Consider the following 25,315-nt stretch of genomic DNA (forward strand, 5'->3'; position numbering starts at 1 on the left):
AAGCTGAAACATGAAACACATTCTCCTTATTTCACGCTTGATTTAACATAGTGCATCAGGGTTCCTATTTATTTATAGGGCCTTACAGGCTTTCCGAACTTATCCAATTCAACTCCTTTAGCAACAGCTTTTCCCCGTCCTTCAATAGTAGTTATAGACAAGGTGTTGGTTATTATCCTAGGAGTAATGAAAATGAGCAACTCCTCATTATTAATTGTTTCGGATTGATTGCGGAATAGTACCCCAACAACCGGAAGTTCGCCAAGAAAAGGAACACGGTTAATTTCATTGTTTTTCGTTTGCTTGTAAATACCGCCCAAAACAATCGTCTGGCCATTATTAACCAGGACATTGGTCTGGATTTCCTTGGTTAAAATCGAGGGAACGCCCTGAAAAGTCTGGGCTGACGGGGTATCCTGATTGATTTGCAAGTCCATCAGGATTTTGTCGTCCGGAGTAATCTGGGGCGTCACTTTCAAACTTAATACCGCCTTTTTAAAAGCCACTGCCGTAGCACCACTGGATGTGGCTTCCTGATAGGGAATCTCTTCCCCGGACTCAATCACGGCTGCCTGCTGGTTGGTTGTAATCAACCTTGGACTGGAAATAACCTCTCCCTTGCCCTCGCTTTCCAGTGCGGACAATTCCAAATCCAGTAAAATACCGTCGCCCAGCCTGGCAACCGCGAGACCGATGGAAGCAGGAGCCAGTCCCTCGGGAACCGCCGCCAAATCCAGGTTCAACCGATCGGTAAATGGCGTCACATCCGCCGGCAAAACATTTTGCGCCAACTGGTTTGCACCACTTAAGGTACCACTTAAATGAGTGGGTTTGGAGACCCCGAAGCGTATACCCAAATCCCGGGTAAAATCTTTCGTCACATTGACGATACGTGCTTCAATCTGAACCTGTTTGACCGGTATATCCAGTTTCTTGACTAATTCTCTGATTTCCTCAATCTGCAAACCCGTATCCTGTATCCAGATAGTATTGGTGCGGGTATCAACACTTAAATTACCGCGTTTGGACAGAAGCGAATTATTTTTATCTTTAAGCAAAGTCGCAATATCCGCCGCTTTCGCGTAATTAATCTGCAAAAGATCGGAACGCAATGGCGCCAGACTGGTTACTTCCTGTTGCGCTTTTAATTCCGCCTTTTCCTGATTGAGCAATTCCTTGGCCGGAGCAATCAACATAATATTGCCTGTTTTGCGCTTGTCCAGAGAATTGGTTTTCAAAATAATATCCAGAGCCTGATCCCAGGGAATATCGTTCAATCGCAAAGTGATATCTCCCTGCACCTGATCGCTGACCACCATATTAATGCCCGTGAATTCCGCCAGCAACTGTAACACGGAACGTATCTTGATATTCTGGAAATTCAGGGAAATACGTTTGCCGACAAAAATCTGCTTTTTGAGCTTCGCCCGCTTGATTTCCTCGGCCGTCAACGGAAAAACATCCACAATAAACTGTTTATTAACCTGGTAGGCAAAATGGCCGTAGTCGCCCCGGTTAACAATGGTCAGGCGGGCGTTTTTACCCGCCTGCTGCAAGGTGATCAATTCCGCAGGACTTTGAAAGTCGCTGACATCATACCGTTTCGCCAGCCTTAGCGGCACACCGGTACTGGTGAAATTGACGACAACTTCCTTGCCGGTCTGAGTCACATCAATTGGTATGCTGCTGCCGGAAACATCGATAATAACCCGGCCGCCACCCTTTCCTGTGCCTCGGAAATCGATTTTGTTAATACCGTATCTGGTACGTGGTACCCGGTTACTGATGAATACTTCCTTGCGGTTTTGAAAAATCTGATTGCTTTTGCCACTCAGGGTGATGGAATAAATTTTGTTAGACAAATACCCCGAATAAGAAACGGAATCGGACAAATCCAGAATGGCCCGGACCCTATCCTTCACCGCGACGATTTTATAGTTCCGAAGAGCTCCGACCTCTATTTTTTTAGACTGCAGGGATGGATCAAGCTGGTTGGAGCTTTGAATAAAATCAAGAATAATACGGGGTGGTTTCGGAGTGATAAAACTTGCCGGCAGTTGTTTGACCGCGTCCGCAAACTGAAAATCAACCCGTATACGGTTATCGGGTAACGGAATGACTTTAACACCGACCAATGCGTTATCTTTGGCAAATACGTGGCCAAAGCAAATCACCAGCAAGAGTAATGATGAAGTAATGATCTTACGCAATGTAGACTCCTATTCACCCGCGTTTATATTGATAGTGGTAATGCGTTTTTTCCACTTGCCCGCAATTTGTACGGTCTCTTCCAGTTTGAGTAACTGATTGGTAATACTTATGACCTTACCATAATTCTGACCCATATAATCACCCGGTTTGACTCGGGCAATCTCCCCTCCCGGCTCACTGACAAGCGCCCAAATGGTAGGACCCTGTTTTAAAATGCCGACAAATTTCAGGGAATCCAGAGGATAGTTTTCCAGCGGTTGTTTGGAGCGGTTCGTGTTGGGAGCGTATTTATCTTCGCTTGCCTTGATTTCCTTTGGCTTAAAGGGACTGCGGCGCGTATCAATATCCGGATAGGCAAATTTCGGCAACGGCTTAAATGATGGCAGCGGCTCAATGGGCCTCGCCTTTCTTGATTTGATTTTATTAATATAGCGCGACAATTCCGAATCCGCGGAAGAAGAGCATGATGCCAGCGCCAGGGTCATGAGGACTGGAATCAGTATAGAAAATATCATCTTCGTTATTCGGGTCATAGTGTACGATACCGATAAATTTTCGCGGTAATTTTCATTCTTAGCAAATCAGGTTTATTTTTTATTTTTTTATCCCCCCGAGTCTGGGATTCGTCCTCGAAGGCGCTGCTGATTTCGAAATCGTGCAGCGTCACAATCCGGCTCATTTGAGCAATTCTGCTTAAAAATAAAGCCAGTTGATGATAATTGCCTACTACCGTTATGTTGATCGGTAACTCGATATAAAAATCATGCGCCACCTCAGGCTGAGGCGCAAATAATTCAAAAGTCAGACCACTTGCGATCCCGGTTTTTGAGATATCCTCCACCAGACCGGGCATTTCGTTTTGAGCCGGGAGCTGTCTGAGCATGTTTCCAAAACGTTCTTTGATAATCTGTAGCTGCACCCGATAAGCCTGAAGATTGGATGCCATTTGCTGTTTTTGCTCAAACTCGGCTCTTAATGTTTCCTCTTGTACCAACAGGGCATCATACTGTTCAATATTTGGCTTCACAATCACCCAGTAACCCAATGCGACAATCAATATGGCAACAATAGCGGCCAACAGATACTTCACTGGCGCGGGCCATTGTCCGATATTATCCAATGTCAACTCATTGAGATTGATGTTATTCATGATTTACCATCTATCTTGTTGTCCGACTTCAATGTGAAACTCAATTTGAACTCATTACTGGTCTGGGCATAATCCCCTGTTTTCGAGTCTATGTTTTTCTTGATTTCCGTTAATTCCGGATCATTAATCCATGGATTGAGTTCAATGTTACGCATCAGCGTAGACACGCTGGAATTGGATTCCGAATAACCAAGAACGGTAACACGGTGCTCCACACGCTTAACTTTGGTCAGATACACTCCATCCGGCACCACCTTCACCAGTTCATCAAAGAGATGAACGGTCAATGTTCTGGTTGCCTGCAAATTCTGTACGATATTCATTCGTGAAATCAGAGCTTCGCGAATTTCTTTCAGTTTTTTTATTTCCTGAATCTGTTTGTTAAAAATTGTAATTTCATCCTGCAAACGCTGGTTGCGGCGAGTCTGTCCATCAACAAGACTGATAGCGTAATAATTAATCATAAAAACGAGACCTGCAGCCAGAACAAGCGCGCCAAACAACATGGTTGTGAATTGCTTTTTTTCATGTTCCCGCTTAAGTTCCCGCCAGGGTAAAAGGTTTATCTCGGTCATGGTGTCATCCAATCGTCCTTAGAGCCAATCCGCAGGCGATCATCAGGGAGGGACCTTCATTCAACATACGCCCCCTGTCCAGTTGAGGGGCTATTTCCATTTTATCGAAGGGATTGGCCACGCTGGTCGGAATTCCTGTTTTTTCCTGCACCAGATCGGCTAAATTCGGCAGCATGGCCACCCCGCCGGCCAGAATAATATGATCGACAAACCCGTGATGACTGGTTGAAAAGAAAAATTGCAGAGTACGTTTGATTTGCAGAAGAATCATTTCTATATAGGGTTGCAACACCGCATCTTCATAATCTTCCGGCATTCGGCCTGCCGCTTTCATTGCCGCCGCCTCATCAAAACTGACCGAGTATTGTCTGGCAATAGCCTCTATCAACTGTTTGCCGCCAAACTCCTCTTCCCGGGTAAAGATGATTTTCATCCCGTGCAAGACAAACAAGTCGGTAAACGAGGAGCCAATATCGATAACCGCGACAATTTTATCCTGCCCCTGGGCCGGCAAGTCTTTAGCAAGCAATTGAGCGGCCCGCTCTACGGCAAAGGATTCGACATCGACTATTTTCGCTTCCAGACCGGCACGGCTGACGGCTTCAACCCGACTGCTTACATTTTCAGCGCGCGATGCGACAATCAACACATCGAGCATGGCGGAATTTTTTGGTGAATGTCCCAGAACCTCAAAGTCTATATTGATTTCATCAATCGGATAAGGGATGTATTTATCGGCTTCGATAACGATAAGCTCCTCGATTTCCGAATCGCTCAAGCCTTCGTTAATCTGTACGACCTTGCTGATGACTGAGGAATCAGGAACCGCGAGAACCACGGATTTGCCATGCAAATGAGCATTAACCAGAACCCGTTTGATACAGGAGGCGACGGCGTCAATATCCTTGATGGTGTTGCCGTCCAGAGCATTGGCGGGAAGGTTTTCATAACCATAGCCTTCAATACAATAGGTATTGTCATTAGTGGAAATTTCCAGAGCCTTGACGGAAGAGGAACTGATATCAATACCGATAACTGATCGATTTTTAGGTTTAAACAGTTTGAGCACGTATCCTTTCTCCCCGCGTCTGTAAACACTAAATGATCTAACCTGACGACACCTGTTGTTTCCATCATTGGTCACGCTTGATTTATGTTATCGTAACCCTTTAAAAAATGGAATCTTTTACTGTTTTTTCGCTGTTCGTCAGGCTTTGCAATCCTATTTTTTGCTGACTTGGTTCTATTTGCAGTCATCATGATGTTTATTAACACAATTTACTATCTTTTTTTACCCACACAAACTATCCCATTAACCGAACTGCTTAACTCTTGCACCGAGCGTTTCAATTACATATAGTGAACAATCCGGTTGCAAAGCCATAACCATTATCAATGCAGAAAGGAGTTGCTATGTTGACGTTAAAAGAGCTGGCGAAAGGGCTGGTTGAAATTCTTTTGAGTTATCATCAATCACAAATAGCGATAATGATAAACAAAAAAAAATACCCTCTCGAAAAACTCGAGGCAATGCGGGACAACGCACCCAAAGTTGATGCCATAGTTGCACAACCCCTGGATCAACTAAAAGAAACTCTGCAAACCATCGTTACACAAACGACCCTTTGCTACACAGACCGATTGTCTCTTTTAAATTACTATAAAGACATCATCGAAACCGTGCTCCCTCCTCTTTATTCGGGAAAACCCCTCTCTAAAGAAGAAGAATCAAGGGTTAAAGACGTCATGGTTGCCGCCATCATCAATTCAAATAAATTACTGACTACCTCATACACAATCGATATTTTCCATAACGGCGGCATGGTAGAGTTACTGGGTTGTCTTCGCGGCATGCTTTCCGGCGCCTACCAGGGCGATTCCAAAACCATGGCCGGGCAAGCCATTGCGGAACACTTTATAGATAACAGACTGAAGCTGGCATGCGATTGCGAGAATCCGGAGTCGGTAACGCGATATATTTCAAACTTGCTTCAATCACACCAGGAACCGCTGTTGTTAAAACAGAAAATCGCGACACTCGAGGAAACCGTAGAACAATTAAGCACTGAAAATAAACAGCTCGTACAAAAAATAGAGGATGTGGGTTCGGAAACAGACAAGTACAAAAAACAAGCAGCAGAGCTAAAGGTGGAAAATGAAGCGAAAGATAATAGCATCAGAAAATTGCAAGAGAGAGTGAAGCACCTGGAAGCGGACAAGGAAAAACAATCGCACCAGTCTGATAAGACGCCCTCATCGCTGCCGGAACCAAAAGAGCTGGAAAAAAACAGCGAATCTCGCAAGGAAGTTGCTCACGCCGACCCAACGAAAACACCTCCCGTCGTGACATGGCCGTCTGCTTTTTCCGGGCTTGGCCTCCTAAACAACGGTGCTGTCCCGGGTTATCAACCATCCTTCTGGGGGAGAAGAATCGGAGCTGTCCCACTGGTCACCACATCGACCGAGGAGACAATAGATCAAGTACTTTCTTCCATATCCCTGTCTCCAAGGGGTAATGAATCCGTAGATTAAACCATCCATGCAAATACGTTGCCTCCCTGCTCCACGGCCTGCCAGGGCTGTGGGCATAATTATTGCCAGACTGGAAACCACCCGGCACTGTGATATTTTACCACCCATTTCCGGTAAATATTCGCAAAACCGCTTAAAATAGCGGTATAATGAAGACATGCTAACTCCTGAACATTGAGACACATGAAAAAGCCGGCCTATTTTTGGCGTAAAGGTCTTTGGGCACTCTGCAGTCTTTTTTTTCTTCTGATTATAGCGTTCAGTTTTCTTTATCTTTACCTGGAGAGCCAGCTACCCAATGTGGATTCGTTAAAAACTGTACAACTTCAGGTTCCCTTGCGTGTTTTCACCCGGGAAGGCCGCCTGATTCAGGAGTATGGCGAAAAAAGACGTATCCCCCTGACGTATGAGGAAATTCCGCAAACTCTCGTCCATGCCCTGCTGGCTACGGAAGATCAGCGCTTTTTTGATCATCCCGGCGTGGACATCCTCGGCCTGGGACGCGCTGCCGTACGCATGTTAAAGACCGGAACCAAATCCCAGGGCGGCAGCACCATTACCATGCAGGTTGCCCGCAATTTCTTTTTAACCCGCAAAAAAACATTCCTGCGTAAATTCAATGAGATTTTACTCGCCATTAAAATTGACCGCGAATTAAGCAAGGAAAAAATCCTGGAGCTTTATCTTAATAAAATTTATCTGGGCAACCGGGCTTATGGCGTGGGAGCCGCCGCCATGGTCTATTACGGGAAATCGTTAAAGGAGTTAAATCTGGCTCAACTGGCCATGATAGCCGGTCTGCCCCAAGCCCCTTCCACGCAAAACCCCATAGCCAACCCGATCGCTGCCAAAAAACGACGCGATCACGTTCTTGAGCGGCTGCTGGAAGAAAAATACATAACCGGTGAACAATATCAGGAAGCCGTCACACAACCTATCACCGCCAAATACCACGGCACCAGTATTGAAGTCAGCGCCCCTTATGTGGCAGAAATGATACGCCAATCGTTATACGAACATTTTGGTGAAAAAGCCTACACCAACGGCTATAAAGTTTATACAACTATCAAGGCTCCTTTGCAATTAACGGCCAATGATGTCGTAGCCACTCATTTGATTGCTTATGATCGCCGCCATGGTTACCGAGGCCCTGTCGCCAAACTTGGTCCCATCCTGGATAAATCCATGGACGACGTTCATATACTGCTCAACAAATATCCGGTCATTAATACCCTGGAACCGGCCATTATCACCGCTGTCGCAGGAAAAGAGGCAACCGCGGTCACCCGACACGGGCAATCCGTCACCATTCCCTGGGAAGGACTCTCCTGGGCAAGACCAGCGCTTAGAAAAGGCTGGGTAGGCAAAGCGCCGACCAAAGCCGATCAGGTTGTCACTACAGGCGATGTCGTCTACGTTCAACAAAAGGAAGGCAAATGGCTGTTATCCCAGGTTCCCCAGGCCGAAGCGGCTTTGGTGGCTTTAAATCCCAATAACGGCGCCCTGGAAGCTCTGGTCGGCGGGTTTAATTTTGAAAAAAGTAAATTTAACCGCGCCACTCAATCCAGCCGCCAGCCTGGCTCCAGCTTTAAACCGTTTGTTTACGCAGCCGCCCTGAACAAGGGATACACGCTCGCCACGCTAATCAATGACGCCCCTATTGTCGTTGAAGATCCCAGCCAGCCGACTCTGTGGCGGCCTCATAACGACAACCGAACCTTCGGCGGGCCTACGCGTCTGAAAATGGGGCTGATTCGTTCACGAAACCTCATTTCCATTCGCATTCTGGATGATTTGGGGGTTGATTATGCTATAGATTTTGCAGCCCGTTTCGGTTTTCGCAAGGAAAGCCTGCCGCGCGCCTTGTCACTGGCATTAGGGAGCCTCACCGTCAGCCCGATTGAATTAACTGCGGCCTATGCGGTTTTTGCCAACGGCGGATTCAAGGTGGAACCTTATATTATCGATCACATTACCGACAACGACGGAAAGACGCTATTGCAGCAGAAACCCGCCATAGCTTGCAACAATTGCGATCCGGCACAAGGAGGTTCCGTCTCTTATGCACCGAGAGTCATTCCTGCCGATGTAGCCTTTTTAATGGACACCACCTTGCAGGGCGTTATTCAACATGGAACCGGACGAGGAGCCAGAGTTTTAAATCGACAGGATATCGCCGGAAAAACCGGAACAACGAACGATCAGGTCGACGCCTGGTTTGCCGGTTTTAATCCTGATCTGGTCGTAACAACATGGGTTGGCTACGACACTCCCCGCTCCTTGCACGAATACGCAGCGGGTCTTGCATTACCCATGTGGGTGGATTTTATGAAAGTGGCTTTGCAAGGTCTTCCTGAAAAGGAATACCATAAGCCTGAAAACATCGTGGCCGTACGTATTGATCCCGATAGTGGTCAACTTGCCAAAAACAACCAGGATAATGCTATCGTGGAATATTTCCGCGAAGAGAATATTCCCTCGGATAACGAATCGGAACAGGACAATGGTTATTCCTCGCAGGAACCGGCAAGTCAGGAAAATCTGTTTTAATGGTGGGAAATTGTCGGGCGAATCGCCCGACTTACATTTGATAGAGATAAATACAAGCAGGAAGCACGAGTGGCAATCAACTGGCCAACGCATCCGTGGCGGTCACGTATTCATAATCAAGATCACGGGCAACCGCTTCGTACGTAATCATTCCTTTATGAACATTCAAGCCATTTAACAAATGACCATCGCTTAGCAAAGCCAGTTTCACACCTTTGGTTACCAGACTTAAAACAAACGGCAATGTTGCGTTATTAAGAGCAAATGTTGACGTTCTTGGTACAGCACCCGGCATATTGGCCACGCAGTAGTGAACCACATCTTCCACAACATAGGTAGGTTCCTGATGAGTAGTCGGACGACTGCTTTCAAAACATCCACCCTGATCAATAGCCACATCCACAACCACCGAACCGGGAGACATGGCCTTTAACATCGCGTGGGTAACCAGTTTGGGAGCGGAAGCACCTGGCACCAGTACGGCTCCTATCACCAGATCCGCATGGATAACATAATCTTCCAGCGCGGCTACGGTTGCATAGATCGTATTTAATTTAGCTCCAAACTGAAAATCAAGCTCACGAAGTCTCGTTAACGATTTATCAAGCACCGTAACGCGTGCTTCCATCCCCATAGCCATGCGTGCGGCATTGGTACCCACCACACCACCACCGATCACCACCACATTGGCAGGGGCAACACCGGGAACACCGCCCAGCAAGACACCACTGCCACCCTGCGCCATTTCCAGACAATGCGCACCCGCCTGAATGGACATGCGGCCTGCGACCTGTGACATTGGCGTTAACAGCGGCAAACCACCGTCATTCTGGGTCACCGTTTCATAGGCGATGGCTGTCACACCGGATTCCTTAAGCAAACGCGTCTGCTGAGGATCCGGAGCCAGATGCAAGTATGTGAACAAGGTTTGTCCTTCCCTGAGACGTTTGCACTCCACAGGTTGCGGCTCTTTGACTTTCACAATCAATTCGGCCCGGTCAAACACTTCCTCGGCCGTATCGACCATTTCAGCCCCGGCTGCCTTGTACTGTTCATCAGCGATTCCTATGCCAACCCCGGCTCCTTTCTCAACCAAAACGGCACTGCCGGCCCGTATGATTTCCTTCACACTATCCGGAACCAGTCCAACCCGGTTTTCCTGCGGCTTAATTTCTTTTGGAACACCAACAAACATAGTTTATTCCTCTTAATTTTTTTTAAGTAATGCTATTAATTGCGGTACAAGTTCAAATAAATCGCCAACCAGACCATAATCGGCAATTTGAAAGATGGGGGCGTCCTCATCCTTGTTGATAGCCACGATCACTTTGGAATCTTTCATACCCGCCAGATGCTGTACGGCACCTGAAATTCCAACCGCAATATATAAATTAGGAGCAACAACCTTCCCCGTCTGCCCTACCTGATAATCATTGGGAACAAATCCCGCATCAACGGCCGCGCGTGAGGCACCTACTGCGGCGCCAAGCACATCGGCCAGTTCCTCAACCAACTTGAATTTTTCCGCACTTTGTAATCCACGCCCTCCTGATACAACAATGTTTGCACTTCCCAAATCAGGCCGTTCAGACCGGCTCAGTTCCTGTTTGACAAAACAGGTACCGGCCGGATCAACGACCTTATCCATCCGTTCGATACAGCATGGCTCCTGCTCGCCGACAATAGGATCAAACGCCGTTGTTCTGATAGTCAGAACCTTAACGGGATCCAGTACCCTGACCGTTTCAATCGCATTCCCCGCGTAGACAGGATGCTCAAAAACATCCTTCTCCACAATACGACTGACATCGGATATTTGCGCGACATCCATTTTCGCTGCGATCCTTGGCATCACATTTTTTCCAAACGTGGTAGACGGCGCAAGAATGGCTTCCCATGAAGCCTCGGAACCGACAACCAGTTCCGCCAGATTTTCCGCCAGCTGATGTTCAAAATGCTCATGATCAATCAACCATACGGCATGTACTCCGGACATTCGCGCCGCTTGTTCCGCAACCGACTGACAATGATGCCCGGCCACCAGAAGAATCGGTTCACCACCGAGTTCCATTGCCGCAGCCAATGTATTTCTTGTTGCCTCATTCATCTTTTGATTATCGTGTTCAACCAAGACTAAAGTGCTCATCAATCCTCCTTATTAAAGCACTTTGGCTTCATGTTGCAATTTATTCAACAAATCCTGTACGGATTCCAGTTTGCTCCCTCCCGAACGAGTGGGCGGAGATTTTATCGATATCACTTCAACATGGCTTTTTAAAGTCACACCAAGACTGTCAAATTCGATCACATCCAGCGGCTTTCGTTTCGATTTCATAATGTTCGGCAAACTGGCGTAACGAGGCTCATTCAAGCGCAAATCGGTACTGACCACTGCCGGCAGGGGCATAGCCAGTGTTTCCAGGCCACCGTCTATTTCCCGAACGACCTGAATTCGGCCGTCTTCAACGGTCAGTCCGGAGGCATTGGTGGCTTGCGGCCAATCCAGCAAGGCGGCAAGCATCTGTGGCGTCTGGTTATTATCTCCGTCAATGGATTGCTTGCCCATCAGTATTAATTGAGGCTGCTCCCTCTCCACTATTTTTTGCAGAATTTTAGCAATATCCAGACTGCGGAAAGATTGCTCGCCACGAACCAGAACGGCGCGATCAGCACCCAAAGCCAACGCATGCCTCAGGGTTTCCTGGCTGGCGTCAGTACCTACTGAAACCACCACAATCTCGGACGCCAGGCCACGCTCCTTGAGACAAATGGCTTCTTCCACGGCAATTTCATCAAAAGGATTCATCGCCATTTTCACATTTTGGGTTTCCACACCCGTCTGATCCGCTTTGACTCGAATCTTGACATAAGGGTCTATTACTCGCTTCACTGCTACCAGAATTTTCATAGTTCCTCACTGGATTTTGAAATTAGTCTGCATCTTGCCAGAGATAACAAGTCCTGCCAAGCTCAGATTGCATTGCCCATATTTATTGCACCCTGTTTTCTCATTCACTCCGTTACGCGCTCGAGTGTTTCCAGATAATGGCGAAACGTTTCGCCAATTTCGGGGTGGCGCATTCCCAACTCGACCGTCGCTTGTATATAGCCTAATTTGGAGCCGCAATCAAACCGCTTGCCTTCAAATTGAAACGCCGTCACGATTTCCCGGGCCAGTAACCGCTGAATCGCATCAGTCAGCTGAATTTCACCACGCTTGTCGGAAGGTGTTTGTCTCAGGCAAGAGAAAATTTCCGGTGTAAACACGTAGCGACCAACGGATACCAGATTGGATGGCGCCTTCGCCTGATCCGGTTTTTCAACCATAGCCCGTACGATGGAATAACTTTGCCCGGCATCCTCCACCTTAACTACGCCGTATTGGTGGACGTCACTCCAGGGCACAGGCTGTACCGCCAGTATGGAATGGCCGTTGTCATTAAAACACGTCGTCATGGCAGAGAGGCAGGGTTTTTGTACATCGTCAATGAGATCATCCGCCAGCAACACGGCAAACGGTTCGTTACCTACCACATGCTCGGCACACAAAACCGCATGCCCCAATCCCAGGGGTTGATTCTGCCGGACATAAGTAAAATGAATGCCATCAGGAGAAACATTCCTGACCAGTTCCAGCAACTGATATTTACCCTGCTCCCGCAATCTGGCTTCCAGTTCAAACTGATTGTCAAAATGATCTTCAATCGAGCGCTTGCCGGCGCTGGTAATAAAAATCATATGAGTTATCCCGGCTCGCACAGCTTCCTCAACCGCATATTGTATCAATGGCTTATCAACAATGGGCAGCATTTCCTTGGGGTTGGCTTTGGTCGCCGGCAAAAATCTGGAACCCAATCCCGCTACCGGAAAAACCGCCTTTTTTATTTGCATAAACATGACTCCTTGCCTGACAGGCTCTTTTAATCCGGGATAATTTCCTTTTCTTTATCCATAACCCGTTGCGACTCGCCACACGATCTCGTTATCGCCGGACGTCCGACAGAATAATAAAACCGTATACCGGACTGCGACACAGCGTGCAGACTGTAACAGTTCCGTCCGTCAAACACAGGCGCTCCATGCAATTTCTCGCATAATACCGTTAACGGATATCGCCTGAATTCCGGCCATTCCGTCAGTATAAGTAACGCATCGATATCTTGCTCAAGAACTTCGTCTGCCGAGGAACACCATTGAACATCAACGGGATTTCCCAGCATTTTTTTTGCATTTGGCATCGCGGCCGGATCAAAAACAACGAGACGGGCATCCGCGTCAAGCAAAGTACGCAGGACAACCAGACTACTGGCCTCTCGCATGTCATCCGTGCCCGGTTTAAATGCCAATCCCCAAACACCTATCCTCAATCCACGCCATCGCTGCTCAAAATGCCGTCGCAACTGGTCTGCCATCCAGTTTTTCTGGATATCATTGACCGTTTCGACGGCTTCGAGAAGTCGGGTATCGACACGCTCCTGTCTGGCAGTACAGGTTAAGGCCCGAACGTCCTTGGGAAAACAGGATCCGCCATAACCGATACCGGGCTGCAGGAAATGTGGGCCTATACGTGCATCAAGCGCCAATCCCTCCCGGATATCATCGATGTTGGCATTCAGTTTTTCGGCCAGTTGACTGATCTGGTTTATAAAACTTATTCTGGTCGCCAGCATGGCGTTTGCGGCGTATTTGGTTAACTCGGCCGATCGTCTGTCCATACTTAAAAATGGAATACCCTGCTGAATTAACGGTTGATGAATTTCGCGCAGTGCCGCCACCGCCCGTTCATCACCGCCGGCAATAATACGATCGGCATTGAGAAAATCAGACACCGCCGTTCCTTCCCGCAAAAACTCGGGATTGGAAGCCATAGTGACAGAGATGGCTTTGCCGCGCCCTTGGATGGATTGTTCCATGGCTCTTTGAACGGCATCGCCGGTTCCCACAGGAACAGTCGATTTAATCACGACCACACAGTCGTGTTCGGCTTCACGAGCTATTTGCAACGCAACCTCATAAACCTGGGTCAGATCCGCACTACCGTCCGGATTATCGGGTGTACCGGTGGCAATAATGTGAACGGCGCCAAATGAAACGGCTTCTCCATAACCGGAAGTAAAGCGCAACTGCCCGGCTCCAAGCTGCGCTTGCAGGAGATCGGATAATCCTTCCTCATAAATAGGACATTGTCCCTCATTTAACGATGCGACACGTTGTTTATTGATATCGACGCAGAGAACCCGATGCCCCAGTTTTGCGAAACATACCGCCGATACCAAACCAACATAACCCGCTCCATAAACAGCTATATTCATGATTTTCTCAACATAGGCATGCGCACAATATTGCCAAAAATACCACAAACGGGATTGCTACTAAACCCCCATGAGGTTGGCTTTAATTATATCGCAGGGCAGGATCATACGATTTTCTATTAAATAATATTTTCAGTACACAAATTGTGTCTTTCCCGCGCAGGCGGGAATCCATTTTCAATACAATACCTCACTTCGTTTGATGAATGGATCCCCGCCTGTGCGGGGACGACACAACTTGGATTTAAGTGAAACAAAATATGCGGTTGCCTGGGCTACAGGAACCAGGTTCCGTGAACAAAAATTTTCTTCGCACCATTTTTTGCGAAAAAAAAGTAGCCCGTAAGGAGGCCTGCGGCCGTATTGCGGGTTTGATGTGCCACTTATGAACGTTTTCCCGCATTACGGCTTCGCCTTCATGACGGGCTACAAGACATTATTATTTGTTGCGCAACAATAGTTGCCTTGTTTTCGATCGGAAAAAATTTGTGCACAGAGCCTAGGGCGTGTCCTAATACTTGATTTGCCATCTTTATATTTAGTATCCTAGGTTCTGTAAACTAAAGTATTGTACTTGTAAGTTTCATGCTCGATCATTTTATTCAACCGTGGTATAGCTTTTCCCATACGTGCGTCCTAAATAGGCTTATGAATAATTCGATAGTGGTGCGAGGGTCTGTGCACTTATCTATATTCAGGCTATGGAAGAAACGTGCACGAGCCTTGATGGCTTTGCAATAAAAAATATTTAAATTCACCTAAAAAAGGAGAGCCGCCTATACGTAAAAATTATATTCAATACGGATGTGGATATATATAAATTTACTATGAAAGGGAATTAAAATAATGAGAAGATATTATTTTGGCATTATATCATTACTATGGCTTTTCTCCTCTGGACTAGCCTTCGCAACTGGTTATCAACAGGTACAGACCTTATCACCAACCATTCCGGGATCGCCTTTCCTCCAGGATAATTTTGGTGCCAATATGCATTACAATCCGGATAGCAAGGAGCTATTTGTTGGTGCGGTTGTAGGACGCGCGGCGGGAGTCGTTGCTTCCGGTGTGGTTTATGTGTACAGGAAAAGCGGTCAGGACTGGACACTGGCACAAACGATAACGACCGAGGGTCTGAGCGATCACTTTGGTGCGTTTAGTATTAAAACCATTGGTAACTGGCTGTTTATTCCCTGTATCGGGACGCCGGCAGGACCATACCCTGGTGAAGATATCACCAATCAGGATTTCACCGGCTCAATTCGTATTTACCACAAAGATGTCAGTGGTCAATATGTGTTTGTCCAGGCACTTGACAGAACAACTCCCGGACTGGAAAACCTGACTGTCATTGACCCGGCAGTACTTACACCGCCATCACCTCCTCCGACAAAAGATTTTGAACAAGGGGCCGCATTCGGATTGAGTTTTGATTTGGATGAAGAAGGCGATAATCTGCTGGTTGGCGCCGCAACACAGCAAAATACGGATGGTACAGGCAGTCCGCTTATTAACTCAGGGGCCGTATACGCCTTCAAAAGAGAACACAACAAGTGGGTATTAAAGCAAACCATCCAGGATCCCGAGGGCCCTGTAATCAACGGTAGTTTTGGTGGTGTCGTCAAAATATCAGGCCACCTGGCGGCAATTAGTACTTCGACCGTATTTGTAAACATGCGCTTTGACGTCAATAGCAAAGTATTCCTGTACGAATACAATGACGAACTTGAAAAATGGGAGCATGTGGATACGGTTCATGGCGATCAAACAAATCTTCTGCCGCTTTTCGCGCCAACCCTGGGCGGTAATATTATGCTTGGCGATAACTTCGGTGCTTCCCTCGCATTCTGGAATAAATGGTTAATTGTTGGTGCTCCCTTTGAACATATGGGTAGCGGCCAAATCAAAGGCGCTGCGTATCTTTATCGAGTGAAGCATGCCGGTGCCAAAAAAGAGCTTGAGCTTGAGAAGAAAATCGTTTCTGACGATGCGAACGCGTTAATGACCGGTTTTAATGTTGCATTGCAAGGTAAAACCGCACTGGTATCTGATCTGACGCATACCGGCCCCTTTGGTCAGACTGCGCAAGGCGGTATTCTTGTGTATAAACGCCATGGTAACAACTGGTATAAGGATATTACATTGTTTGATGAGAATGGCGGCGCCTTCGATTTATTCTCTAATGGGGTAGAAGTACACCATAACCTGATATTTGGCGGTACCGGATCAACAGTGCCCGTATTATTCCTGGCCTTCTTCTTTGATCCACCATTTTTATTCCCGCCACTGCCGCTTCAGGAAAACAAAGTGGTTATCTGGAAGCGTACCGGCCATTAATTGTAATTCTGAATGTGCGGAGTGCTTAATACACTTCGCACGCTGTTCACAGAGCCTGGTGCTACAGTGGTAAGTTCTGTCATTCCCGAGAAATCGGGAATCCATTCACGTTAAAATAGATCTCCGCCTGCGCGGGAATGACAGGCGCCTGTCAAAACTAAATGGAAGTGGTACTAGGCTCCGTGAACAAAAATTTTCTTCGCACCATTTTTTGCGAAAAAACAGTAGCCCGTAAGGAGGCCTACGGCCGTATTGCGGGTTTGATGTGCCACTTATGAACGTTTTCCCGCATTACGGCTTCGCTTTCATGACGGGCTACAAGACATTATTATTTGTTGCGCAACAATAGTTGCCTTGTTTTCGATCGGAAAAAATTTGTTCACGGAACCTAGTGCCCCATGGAGCAAGTAGTCACCACGTCTTCTTCCTCTTCCTTATCATTACAATCCGTTATTTCTGCGCGCACAGTGTCACCGGTTGTCTTTGTTTCCTCAGTTCCCCGACCATCCTCCAGGCACAATAATGTTGTTTTTTCCAACGACAAAGGCTTGTTGGGCATCATCTCAAGAATCATGCCGGCTGAGTCAATCGTCTTCCGGGAAGTCGATCCTTCTTCAAACAGAACATTACACTTCAAATTGTCAATTATTTTTTGGCTGTCCCGCAATTTTTCAGGCAAAGGTACTGAAGAGCGGTCAATAAGTTGTAACTGCACCAGACTATCCTTGATCTTTGCCGCTTTTTTGTTGCCGGTTCTCCAACTGGAGAGCCACTGTTGCTCAACGCCTCTCAGGTAAGACTCCAGAACCATAGCAGGCAATTTTATTTCCATGGTGTTAAAGGATCGTCCTTCCAGGCTAAGAGCCACAGTGGTACAAGTTGTATCAACCTCCTGTTCCGGCGGTTTTGAGTCTCGGGTTTTCGGTTTATCGGCCAACATATGGTAAACACCTTTCCCAACCTCAATCCCCACATAGCCGACGCTTTGCGCCAAAAGAAAATTCAGTTCCAGCAAACGTATTACAAACGACGTAACAAACCGGGTCAGTGTGCCGCTAAACAACTGCATCTGCTCCCCAAGCGTCTTCATAAAACCGGAATTACCAGTCGATAACCATTTACCGCTCCTGGATGTCATATAAGCCAACGCATAAAACATTGCCAATTCATAAATAAAATAATTGATACAGATACTGCTTGTGATATAGGGTATTGAACCCACCGCGGTGCGCAGTGCCGTATGAGGAACATCCGCTACCGTTGTATGATAGTCAAACCCCGTGCGCAGAAGAATCAATAAACTGTCAATCAGCGCTTTTTGCGTCAGCGTTACCGCCTCTTTTTTCTTTTGTTCCAGGCACTCGATCAACTCGTCGAAGGTCGTCATATTGTTGAAAGGATTATCCCGGGGTTCCGGTGTTTTTTTCAGTTCATCCCGGCAATAGCACATTAATTTGAAAAGAGCACCATCGTTTTTACCGTTACTTAAAGTATGCTCCAGCCATTTAATCTCCGCGGTAGCGGAAGACAGTTTGTCGGTGTGTAAACTCAAACTTAATTTTTTATAATTCCGGTCAATACTGTTTTCCTCAAATCCATCTCGGATAAGACTATGAGAGAACAAGGTTATCAGCAACGCTTCTATTTTTTGCCTGTTCTGTTCGCTTAAAACCCTTTTATCCCGGTACGGTTCTTCTTCACTTTCGCGAAAGGCGTAGACTTTGACTATATCCGTTAGCTTCTCATCAAATTCTTTCATTGCAGTACTCCCTTATCCTCAGTAACATACCCTGTTCGCAAGTCGACAAGCTCCATGCTCCAGATTAAAGTAATGCGTCCTAAAAACCAAGAATTCTGACAAACCAGATAAATTATGCCTTTACTTATGCCTACCGGAACTATGAACACTAAATCATGGTTTACGCGGACAGCGACAAAACTGACAACACCAGGAATCCTCCTCGCGTTGGTTTCGGTTACCATGATGCTGATTCGTTTATTTGCCAGGAACCCTGTCCTGACGTTGGATGAAGCGGAGCAAATGGTGCTGGCCCGGCATTTGCAATTCGGCTACCCTGGCCAGCCTCCCTTATACAGCTGGTTGCAATATGTCCTGTTTCAGTTATTCGGATACCACCTGTTCAGCCTGGCCTTACTGAAATACCTGCTGCTCTATGGCTGTCTTTATTTTTATCACCAGATAAACCGCTTGTATTGTCGCAATGAACGAATGGCATGGTGCGCCACGGTCGCCTGGGCATTGATTCCTGCTATAGCGCTGGATCTTATGAAAGACAACACCCACTCCATTCTCGCGCTTCTGGCAGCCTGTATGACCTGGGTATGGCTCAACAAACCATCAACCTTGCCCAAACCGTTATGGGATCTGATACTTGGTTTTTTGTTTGCCATAGGCGTGTTGGCCAAATTTAATTACCTTCTGTTTTTGTTAATTGTAACCATCAGTCTTTTCACTCAGCCAGACAAAAACCTGAAACGCGCAGGTACTGGTATTCTCATCGGCCTCACTGTAACCTTGATACTCACCAGCCCTTATCTTTGGTGGTTGTTTGAGCATGTAACACTGGGGCTACAACATGCGTACAAATTAGTCCCCAGGGAAAAGCAACAGTGGCAGGGATTGCTGGAGTTGCTTAAATCGGTCGTTTACTTTGCCGCACCGGGTTTGCTTGTCATGCGGCTTTTTTTCCCTGTCCGATTCCAACTATCAACCCCTAACCCCGGGAACATATTATTAGGAAATTACCTGAAACTCAGTGTACCGGTGCTGAGTATTGTAACCGTGTTTTTCACGTTCCGTGATTTCGAAACGCGTTGGTTAATACCCATTTTATTCCTCTATCCCACCTTTTATTTCAGTCAAACCCGGCAGCGTAAGGATGAACGAAAAATAGCCATGCGCTTTATTGGCCTGTGCCTGGTCATTCAATTAATTTATTGTATCGTGCTGATTCACAGGGATCATACCTACCGCCAGATCAATCGTCAGATGACCATTGCCGGGCTGATTAAGGGTGTTGACAAGACTTGCCCGTCTCCGGCATACCTTATTTCCGATACCTATTGGCTGGTTGGGAACCTGTTCCTGCAATACCCGGACACCACCATTATTTTGACGACAGCGACACCTTCAGACGTTCACGTGCAAAAGGGCACCAAACTACTATTATGGGAAAGCCGGGACACGCCGGACTGGGTTAACCGCTATGTGAAAAAGGAAGGCGCGAATACCACCGTCATGTCCGTTTACAATCCCGAAACGACTAAAGTGCTGGCTCATTATCTCTGCATTCCCCAGGCTCTGTGAACCAAAATTTTCATAGGGCCTAACGTGAACCGGCTCTTGCCAATCCCGATGTGCGTTCGCGATAAATCAGATACAGGTTGCGGGCATAAATGAATACCCCGGTGGATTGTCCGATAATAAACACGGGATCCTGTTTATAAATAGCGTACATCAGGAGAGTTACCCCACCCAGCAAACTCAAGTGCCAGAACGCCACGGGGATCACGCTCCGTTTTTCTTTTTCACTGACAAACCACTGGACTATAAAACGGGCGGAAAAGATGCCCTGGCCAAGCAAACCAATGCCCAACCATATATAACCGCTATTCATTAACTATGATCTCCGGAGTGCAGGGACGCTTTAGCAACCAACGTACGCCAATTAAATCATGAATACCCACAAATAGTCGATTCATCACCCCGTATTTGGAAACACCATGTTTTCTGGGTCTGTGATGAACACCGACATTAACCAGCTTAAATCCCGCACGTTTGAATAACGCCGGCAAATAGCGATGAAGATGATTAAAATGAGGTAACGCTAAAAATCCATCCCTGGGAAATAATTTCAAACTGCAACCGGTATCCGGGCAATCGTCATTCAACAAAAATTGCCGAACACCATTCCCAATACGGGAAGACAATTTGCGCAGTGAGTTGTCATCCCGTTTGATGCGGTTACCTAACACCACCGTATGGGAGTCTTCCAGCACATCAAAAAGTCCTGGAATATCCGCCGGATCATTTTGGCCGTCACCGTCCATCGTAACAATCCAGGTGAAACGAGCCGCTTTAACGCCGCTGAGCAAAGCCGTACTTTGACCGGAATTTTTCTTATGCCCGATCACACGCAAATTCCGCTCCCGCTTTGCCTTGTTTTGCAAACATTGCAATGTTCCGTCGGTACTGCCGTCATCAACGAAGATCACTTCGAAACAATAACGCGCCTCCGGTAAAACCGTTACAATTTCATCGTATAAATGTTCAACGTTATCGACTTCATTATAAACCGGTATAACGATTGACAATTCAATTTGACTATCCATGTTTCGCTCCAATATTCCAGGCCGCGCTGTTCGATTTCCCGGCACCAGGCCCCCAGGCAGCCTGCAGCCATTTCTTTTTGCGTAAAATAAAATAGAAAAATCCGATTTCCAGTAAAGCCAGATAACTCGCTGCCAACACATCGCTTAAATAATGATGTAACAGCAAAACGCGTGATAAAGCCACCAGGAACCCTGTCACGAGAAAAGCGTAGCAATACCGTGGCAATACGATACTTAACCCCAGGGCAACGCCCATAATAGTCGTTGTATGACCCGACGGAAAAGACATGAAAGGCGCATCCGTGTGCCAGCCGTAAAATCCGTACAGGCTCTGCTCAAACCACATGCTGGGTCGCGCCCGACCCAGCATGACCTTGAGAACACCGCAAACCAGACTTGGAATCAAAACAGAAAGAAAAAGGAACCAGGATCGCGCTTCCCACAACGGATTAACGAGTATATAACGAAATAAAATTCCCATGGCGAAAAAAAGAATAAAATAAACAAACCCCGTTCCCAATTTGGTAAGCCAGGTCAGAAATGACCAATTCATTCTTAAATCCAATGTCCCCATAAATTCCGTTAACGGTTGATCAATGTAACAATAGGATCCGGCTACAATCAATACATACAGCACGACCACCCATGGCTTGGTCATTATGTTAAATAAACGGTTAAACGGCGTCATGTTTTATCAACTCCTCCATTACGTTGCGATTGTCCAATCAGTAAGAGACGTACCCATCGTCCCTTGCTGTAGTTATACCCTGTCGCTCTGTCATAAACGGTCAATCGCTCCCTCTGCTTCGGATCCCAGGCTTGATAAACGGTTTCCTCAATCAGAGCCAGGCGAGTTTTATCCTGTATCAACGCGGATTGTACCTCGGGAATATTCGTAAACCGGACAAGACGGGTGTCGAGATTAAAAACCAGGCTGGGCTCTTCAAATCCAGCCACCAGCAACGGCCGGCTATCTGAAAGACGCGACCGATCGATCCGTTTTGCTATCGTATCAGTTATCCACACGGGTTTGAGCTCCGGCAGTAACCGTGCAAATATTAACGGATAACTTAATGTCGCACATAAAAACACCATCATCACGGCACGATAATAAGCTCCCCCGCGAGCGTACATAACCGCAACAACACTTACGATACCAACCATAACCAAAAGCATAATCCCGGTCAAAGTAACATGACCGGTCAACAGATAAGGCAGGAGTAATAAAGCCAGCAACAGGCCCATGGATAACAGCAACCACCCGCCTTGCAGAAAACGCAGCCATTTACCGGGTATCGCTCCGTTTGCTCTGCTATCTTCAATAGCCAATGCCATCAAAATGGCGATAGCCGGAAAAGTCGGCAAGACATACTGCGGTAATTTGGTGGGCATTAATTCAAAGAAAAGCCAGGTGGGAAGCAACCAGGATAATAAAAATTTGACGATAGGCGTACGTCTGTTTTTGACCGCATACTCACCTGCCGGCCATAAAAATAAGGAAGCCGGCCAGAACGTTAACGGTAAAATTGCAAGATGAAACAAAGGTGGTTTGCCGTGCGATTCATGGCCTCCCTGTAATTTGGGTAACAAATCCTTGTGAAGCATTTGCATGAGATAATTACTGTTTTCCGCGGCATTCAATGATAAGAGCCAGGCCAGACTGAGCGCTGTAAACAGAGCCAGTCCCGGAAGAATTCTGAGTTGGCGCAACCAGTCAACCCGTCTTTCTATCAGACAAAGACTGATTATGGATAATACACCGACCAAAGGCGTCACCCCTTTGAGAACCATGCCATAAGACATGGCCAGCCAGAAACAGGCCGGCCAGATCAGAGAAACCGTTTTTTTACTCTGGCCGGCCTGATAAATAATCCAGAGCGCCCCTTGCATCAGCAGAATCGAGGATAGCAGGGACGTATCAATGACCGCCATGTGCGTTTCCACAATCAATAATAATGAGGAAGCAAGTATGGCCGCGGCTATCAAGGCGGTCTGCTCGTTAATAAAATACCGGCCAAACCAGTATGTCAACAAAACAGACAAAAAAGCGCCGAGCAGGGAAGGAATACGGTAAGGCCATATGCTTGATAAATCCGCGTTACCAAACAATTGGACACTGGCCGCCTGCAACCAGTTAATGCCGGGTGGTTTCTGAAAACGTGTTTTATCCTGGAACCGAACCTGAAAATAATTTCCGGACTGCGCCATCTGACGACTGGCCTGGGCAAAATGGGCTTCGTCCCTGTCGATCACAGGGAGTCCGGCCATCCCGGGAAGCATCAGGAGCAGGGAAAAAAGCGCCAGCAGTAATAACAGATGATTGACTCTTTGCAATACCGACATCCAAAAATACAAAGCCGTGATGATATAGGAGCACTCATGGAATTACCAGTAGCGTTACTCATTTAAAAAGGTAACACTTGAGTAAAACAATCACTATCCGCTAGAATCAGTCACTACCTGTCACACCGAGTCGTGAATTTAGCCATGCCAGAACTTACCACAGTACAACAAATAGCCATATGGATCATCCCGGTGCTGTTCGCCGTGACCATTCATGAAGCGTCACATGCCTGGGTGGCCAATCTGTGTGGTGATAATACGGCTAAAATGATGGGGCGACTCACCTTTAATCCCGTAAAACACATTGATCCGATAGGTACAGTCATCATGCCTGTCCTCATTTTAGTCTTAAGCCAGTTTCATTTCGTATTCGGCTGGGCCAAACCTGTGCCAATCAACGGTGCTCAACTACGCCATCCCCGACGGGATATGGCCCTGGCTACCGCAGCAGGCCCGGCATCCAATCTGTTGATGGTTTTATTTTGGGCGGGATGTTTTAAAATAGCAACGTATTTTAATCCGCAATATTCAAGCCCCGCCCTGTTTCTTCTCCTGGCTTCCAGAGCCGGAATTATTATCAATCTCCTGCTGGCTTTTTTTAACCTGATTCCGATTCCCCCTCTCGACGGCGGACGAATCGCCGTGAGCCTTTTGCCTTTGCGTCAAGCCATGCTGTTACAAAAACTGGAACCTTATGGATTTTTTATTTTACTGGCGTTGCTGTTTTCCGGCGCGTTGGGATGGATCATTGGCCCCTTGATCAATATGTCCCTTAATTTCCTGCACTTTTTATTCAATATATGATGATTAAAATATTGGCTGACGCGTCACTTCCAGGATTGCAACAGGCCTTCCCCCCCCCTTTCGCGTTAACCTGCTTCAACGACGCCGAGGATATGGTTTCCAAATTACCCGGTCAGACCATTCTTCTTTGCCGCTCTACCCTGAGAGTCAACGAGCGGCTGTTACAGGGGCATTCCTTACGATACATCGCTACAGCCAGCAGCGGCATCGATCATATTGACGAACGCTATGCGGCTGCCCGGGATATTACCATCCTTGACGCCAAAGGCAGTAACGCCACCGCAGTGGCTGACTATGTTATGGCGTCGCTAGCATGGCTCAGGCTTTACCGGGGATGGCAAGGACGAAAAGCCGGCGTGATTGGCTATGGCGCGGTAGGCAGTCAGGTCGGTATACGACTTAAAGCAGCCGGATTTGAGGTGCTGGCCTATGATCCACCCAAAGCGGCCAGGGAAAACGGCTTTGTCAGTTGTTCGCGTCATGAACTGACGCAATGTGAATTGCTATGCGTTCATGCCAATTTACACCGGCAAAATCCCTATCCCAGCTACAACCTGCTCGACCAATCCTTTTTACATAAATTACAAACCGGCACCGCGATTATTAACGCGTCCAGAGGCAACATTGTCGATGAAAACGACTTGTTGAATCTGCACCCCCCCCTGTTTTACTGCACCGATGTTTATGAGCATGAACCGAGCCCCAATCCCCGACTTGTTGATTTGGCCACGTTATGCACACCACATATTGCCGGCCATAGCGTAGAAGCCAAACAAAACGCCATCGATATGGTCAGCCGGAAACTTCATGCCGCATTCCAACTGAATCCCCCGCCTGATAATTTTTTGCCTGACAATGATTTTCCAGCCACGATATCCCCCGGACAGGACTGGGTACAAACCGTCCTGTCTCTTTATGATCCTGGCCTGGAAACCGGACAACTAAAAGCTGACACGGATAAAAAGGCGTGTTTTCTCAAGTTACGCAAGGCCCACCGGACTCGCCATGATTTCAACAGCTATGATAGCAGCCGAATTGATGAACAAACCCGGCGAATTCTCGGGGTTGCCGGTTCTTTGGACACGTAACTTTTTCTGGCGCATAACAGTGTGTGATTTGTTTCTTTTTTGCAATGAACAGGAATAATC

21 protein-coding genes are annotated in these 25,315 nt (G+C 47.1%); 6 read left to right on the forward strand and 15 right to left on the reverse strand.

What is annotated here, in order from left to right; all coding sequences use genetic code 11:
- Positions 1-68: 68 nt before the first annotated feature.
- From pilQ to CKW05_RS09855, 5 genes are read right to left on the reverse strand one after another with little or no spacing between them, the layout of a single operon-like run.
- Positions 69-2,210, reverse strand: a complete 2,142-nt coding sequence (pilQ, locus tag CKW05_RS09835; protein WP_058482982.1) for a type IV pilus secretin PilQ — start codon at positions 2,208-2,210, stop codon at positions 69-71.
- Between the two features lie 9 nt (positions 2,211-2,219).
- Positions 2,220-2,726, reverse strand: coding sequence for a pilus assembly protein PilP (locus CKW05_RS09840; protein WP_058483009.1), 507 nt, complete (start codon positions 2,724-2,726; stop codon positions 2,220-2,222).
- Positions 2,727-2,740: 14 nt separating this feature from the next.
- Positions 2,741-3,361 carry a type IV pilus inner membrane component PilO gene (locus CKW05_RS09845; RefSeq protein ID WP_058482983.1) on the reverse strand — a complete coding sequence of 207 codons (621 nt, stop codon included), beginning with the start codon at positions 3,359-3,361 and terminating at the stop codon, positions 2,741-2,743.
- Positions 3,358-3,936, reverse strand: a complete 579-nt coding sequence (locus CKW05_RS09850) for a PilN domain-containing protein (protein ID WP_058482984.1) — start codon at positions 3,934-3,936, stop codon at positions 3,358-3,360. Before CKW05_RS09850 ends, CKW05_RS09845 begins: the two co-directional genes overlap by 4 nt.
- Before the next feature lie 4 nt (positions 3,937-3,940).
- Entirely contained in the window at positions 3,941-5,005 is a 1,065-nt protein-coding gene (locus CKW05_RS09855; RefSeq protein WP_058482985.1) for a pilus assembly protein PilM, read from the reverse strand.
- Positions 5,006-5,349: 344 nt separating this feature from the next.
- On the opposite strand from CKW05_RS09855, the gene CKW05_RS09860 reads away from it, so the two are divergent.
- Both CKW05_RS09860 and CKW05_RS09865 read left to right on the forward strand, forming a co-directional pair.
- Complete coding sequence (locus CKW05_RS09860) at positions 5,350-6,468, forward strand: hypothetical protein (RefSeq protein ID WP_058482986.1); 1,119 nt, start codon at positions 5,350-5,352, stop codon at positions 6,466-6,468.
- Positions 6,469-6,651: 183 nt separating this feature from the next.
- Complete coding sequence (locus tag CKW05_RS09865) at positions 6,652-9,018, forward strand: penicillin-binding protein 1A (RefSeq protein WP_058482987.1); 2,367 nt, start codon at positions 6,652-6,654, stop codon at positions 9,016-9,018.
- Between the two features lie 76 nt (positions 9,019-9,094).
- Here CKW05_RS09865 and ald read toward each other — a convergent pair whose 3' ends face one another.
- The 5 genes from ald to CKW05_RS09890 form a co-directional block, all read right to left on the reverse strand.
- The gene (gene ald / locus CKW05_RS09870; RefSeq protein WP_058482988.1) at positions 9,095-10,213 is read right to left on the reverse strand and encodes an alanine dehydrogenase; all 1,119 of its coding nucleotides are present in this window, start codon (positions 10,211-10,213) and stop codon (positions 9,095-9,097) included.
- 12 nt (positions 10,214-10,225) lie between these two features.
- Complete coding sequence (locus tag CKW05_RS09875; RefSeq protein ID WP_058482989.1) at positions 10,226-11,164, reverse strand: electron transfer flavoprotein subunit alpha/FixB family protein; 939 nt, start codon at positions 11,162-11,164, stop codon at positions 10,226-10,228.
- Positions 11,165-11,176: 12 nt separating this feature from the next.
- Positions 11,177-11,926: an electron transfer flavoprotein subunit beta/FixA family protein gene (locus CKW05_RS09880; protein WP_058482990.1), complete on the reverse strand. Its 750-nt coding sequence runs from the start codon at positions 11,924-11,926 to the stop codon at positions 11,177-11,179.
- 104 nt (positions 11,927-12,030) lie between these two features.
- The gene (gene galU, locus CKW05_RS09885) at positions 12,031-12,909 is read right to left on the reverse strand and encodes a UTP--glucose-1-phosphate uridylyltransferase GalU (protein ID WP_058482991.1); all 879 of its coding nucleotides are present in this window, start codon (positions 12,907-12,909) and stop codon (positions 12,031-12,033) included.
- Between the two features lie 29 nt (positions 12,910-12,938).
- A complete protein-coding gene (locus CKW05_RS09890; RefSeq protein ID WP_058482992.1) occupies positions 12,939-14,330 on the reverse strand; it encodes a UDP-glucose dehydrogenase family protein in 1,392 nt (463 codons plus the stop codon).
- An 846-nt stretch (positions 14,331-15,176) separates the two neighbouring features.
- On the opposite strand from CKW05_RS09890, the gene CKW05_RS09895 reads away from it, so the two are divergent.
- Positions 15,177-16,667 carry a hypothetical protein gene (locus CKW05_RS09895; protein ID WP_058482454.1) on the forward strand — a complete coding sequence of 497 codons (1,491 nt, stop codon included), beginning with the start codon at positions 15,177-15,179 and terminating at the stop codon, positions 16,665-16,667.
- A gap of 388 nt (positions 16,668-17,055) precedes the next feature.
- On the opposite strand, the gene CKW05_RS09900 is transcribed toward CKW05_RS09895, so the two are convergent.
- On the reverse strand, positions 17,056-18,426 hold the full coding sequence (locus CKW05_RS09900; RefSeq protein WP_058482453.1) for a hypothetical protein: 1,371 nt from the start codon (positions 18,424-18,426) through the stop codon (positions 17,056-17,058).
- Between the two features lie 141 nt (positions 18,427-18,567).
- Between CKW05_RS09900 and CKW05_RS09905 the strand changes: the two genes are divergently transcribed.
- Positions 18,568-19,995, forward strand: coding sequence for an ArnT family glycosyltransferase (locus CKW05_RS09905; RefSeq protein ID WP_157737721.1), 1,428 nt, complete (start codon positions 18,568-18,570; stop codon positions 19,993-19,995).
- Between the two features lie 19 nt (positions 19,996-20,014).
- On the opposite strand, the gene CKW05_RS09910 is transcribed toward CKW05_RS09905, so the two are convergent.
- From CKW05_RS09910 to CKW05_RS09925, 4 genes are read right to left on the reverse strand one after another with little or no spacing between them, the layout of a single operon-like run.
- Positions 20,015-20,305: a lipid-A-disaccharide synthase N-terminal domain-containing protein gene (locus CKW05_RS09910; RefSeq protein WP_058482450.1), complete on the reverse strand. Its 291-nt coding sequence runs from the start codon at positions 20,303-20,305 to the stop codon at positions 20,015-20,017.
- Entirely contained in the window at positions 20,298-21,020 is a 723-nt protein-coding gene (locus tag CKW05_RS09915; protein WP_058482449.1) for a glycosyltransferase family 2 protein, read from the reverse strand. Before CKW05_RS09915 ends, CKW05_RS09910 begins: the two co-directional genes overlap by 8 nt.
- Positions 21,013-21,708 carry a phosphatase PAP2 family protein gene (locus tag CKW05_RS09920; RefSeq protein WP_058482448.1) on the reverse strand — a complete coding sequence of 232 codons (696 nt, stop codon included), beginning with the start codon at positions 21,706-21,708 and terminating at the stop codon, positions 21,013-21,015. The genes CKW05_RS09915 and CKW05_RS09920 overlap by 8 nt, the downstream gene beginning before the upstream one ends.
- Positions 21,705-23,363: an ArnT family glycosyltransferase gene (locus CKW05_RS09925; RefSeq protein WP_058482447.1), complete on the reverse strand. Its 1,659-nt coding sequence runs from the start codon at positions 23,361-23,363 to the stop codon at positions 21,705-21,707. The genes CKW05_RS09920 and CKW05_RS09925 overlap by 4 nt, the downstream gene beginning before the upstream one ends.
- 144 nt (positions 23,364-23,507) lie before the next feature.
- Between CKW05_RS09925 and CKW05_RS09930 the strand changes: the two genes are divergently transcribed.
- Entirely contained in the window at positions 23,508-24,167 is a 660-nt protein-coding gene (locus CKW05_RS09930) for a site-2 protease family protein (protein ID WP_058482446.1), read from the forward strand.
- A complete protein-coding gene (locus tag CKW05_RS09935; RefSeq protein ID WP_408606974.1) occupies positions 24,164-25,255 on the forward strand; it encodes a 4-phosphoerythronate dehydrogenase in 1,092 nt (363 codons plus the stop codon). Before CKW05_RS09930 ends, CKW05_RS09935 begins: the two co-directional genes overlap by 4 nt.
- Positions 25,256-25,315: the final 60 nt, after the last annotated feature.

Origin of the sequence: Legionella spiritensis (assembly GCF_900186965.1) — a bacterium.
Classification (GTDB): Bacteria; Pseudomonadota; Gammaproteobacteria; order Legionellales; family Legionellaceae; genus Legionella_C; species Legionella_C spiritensis.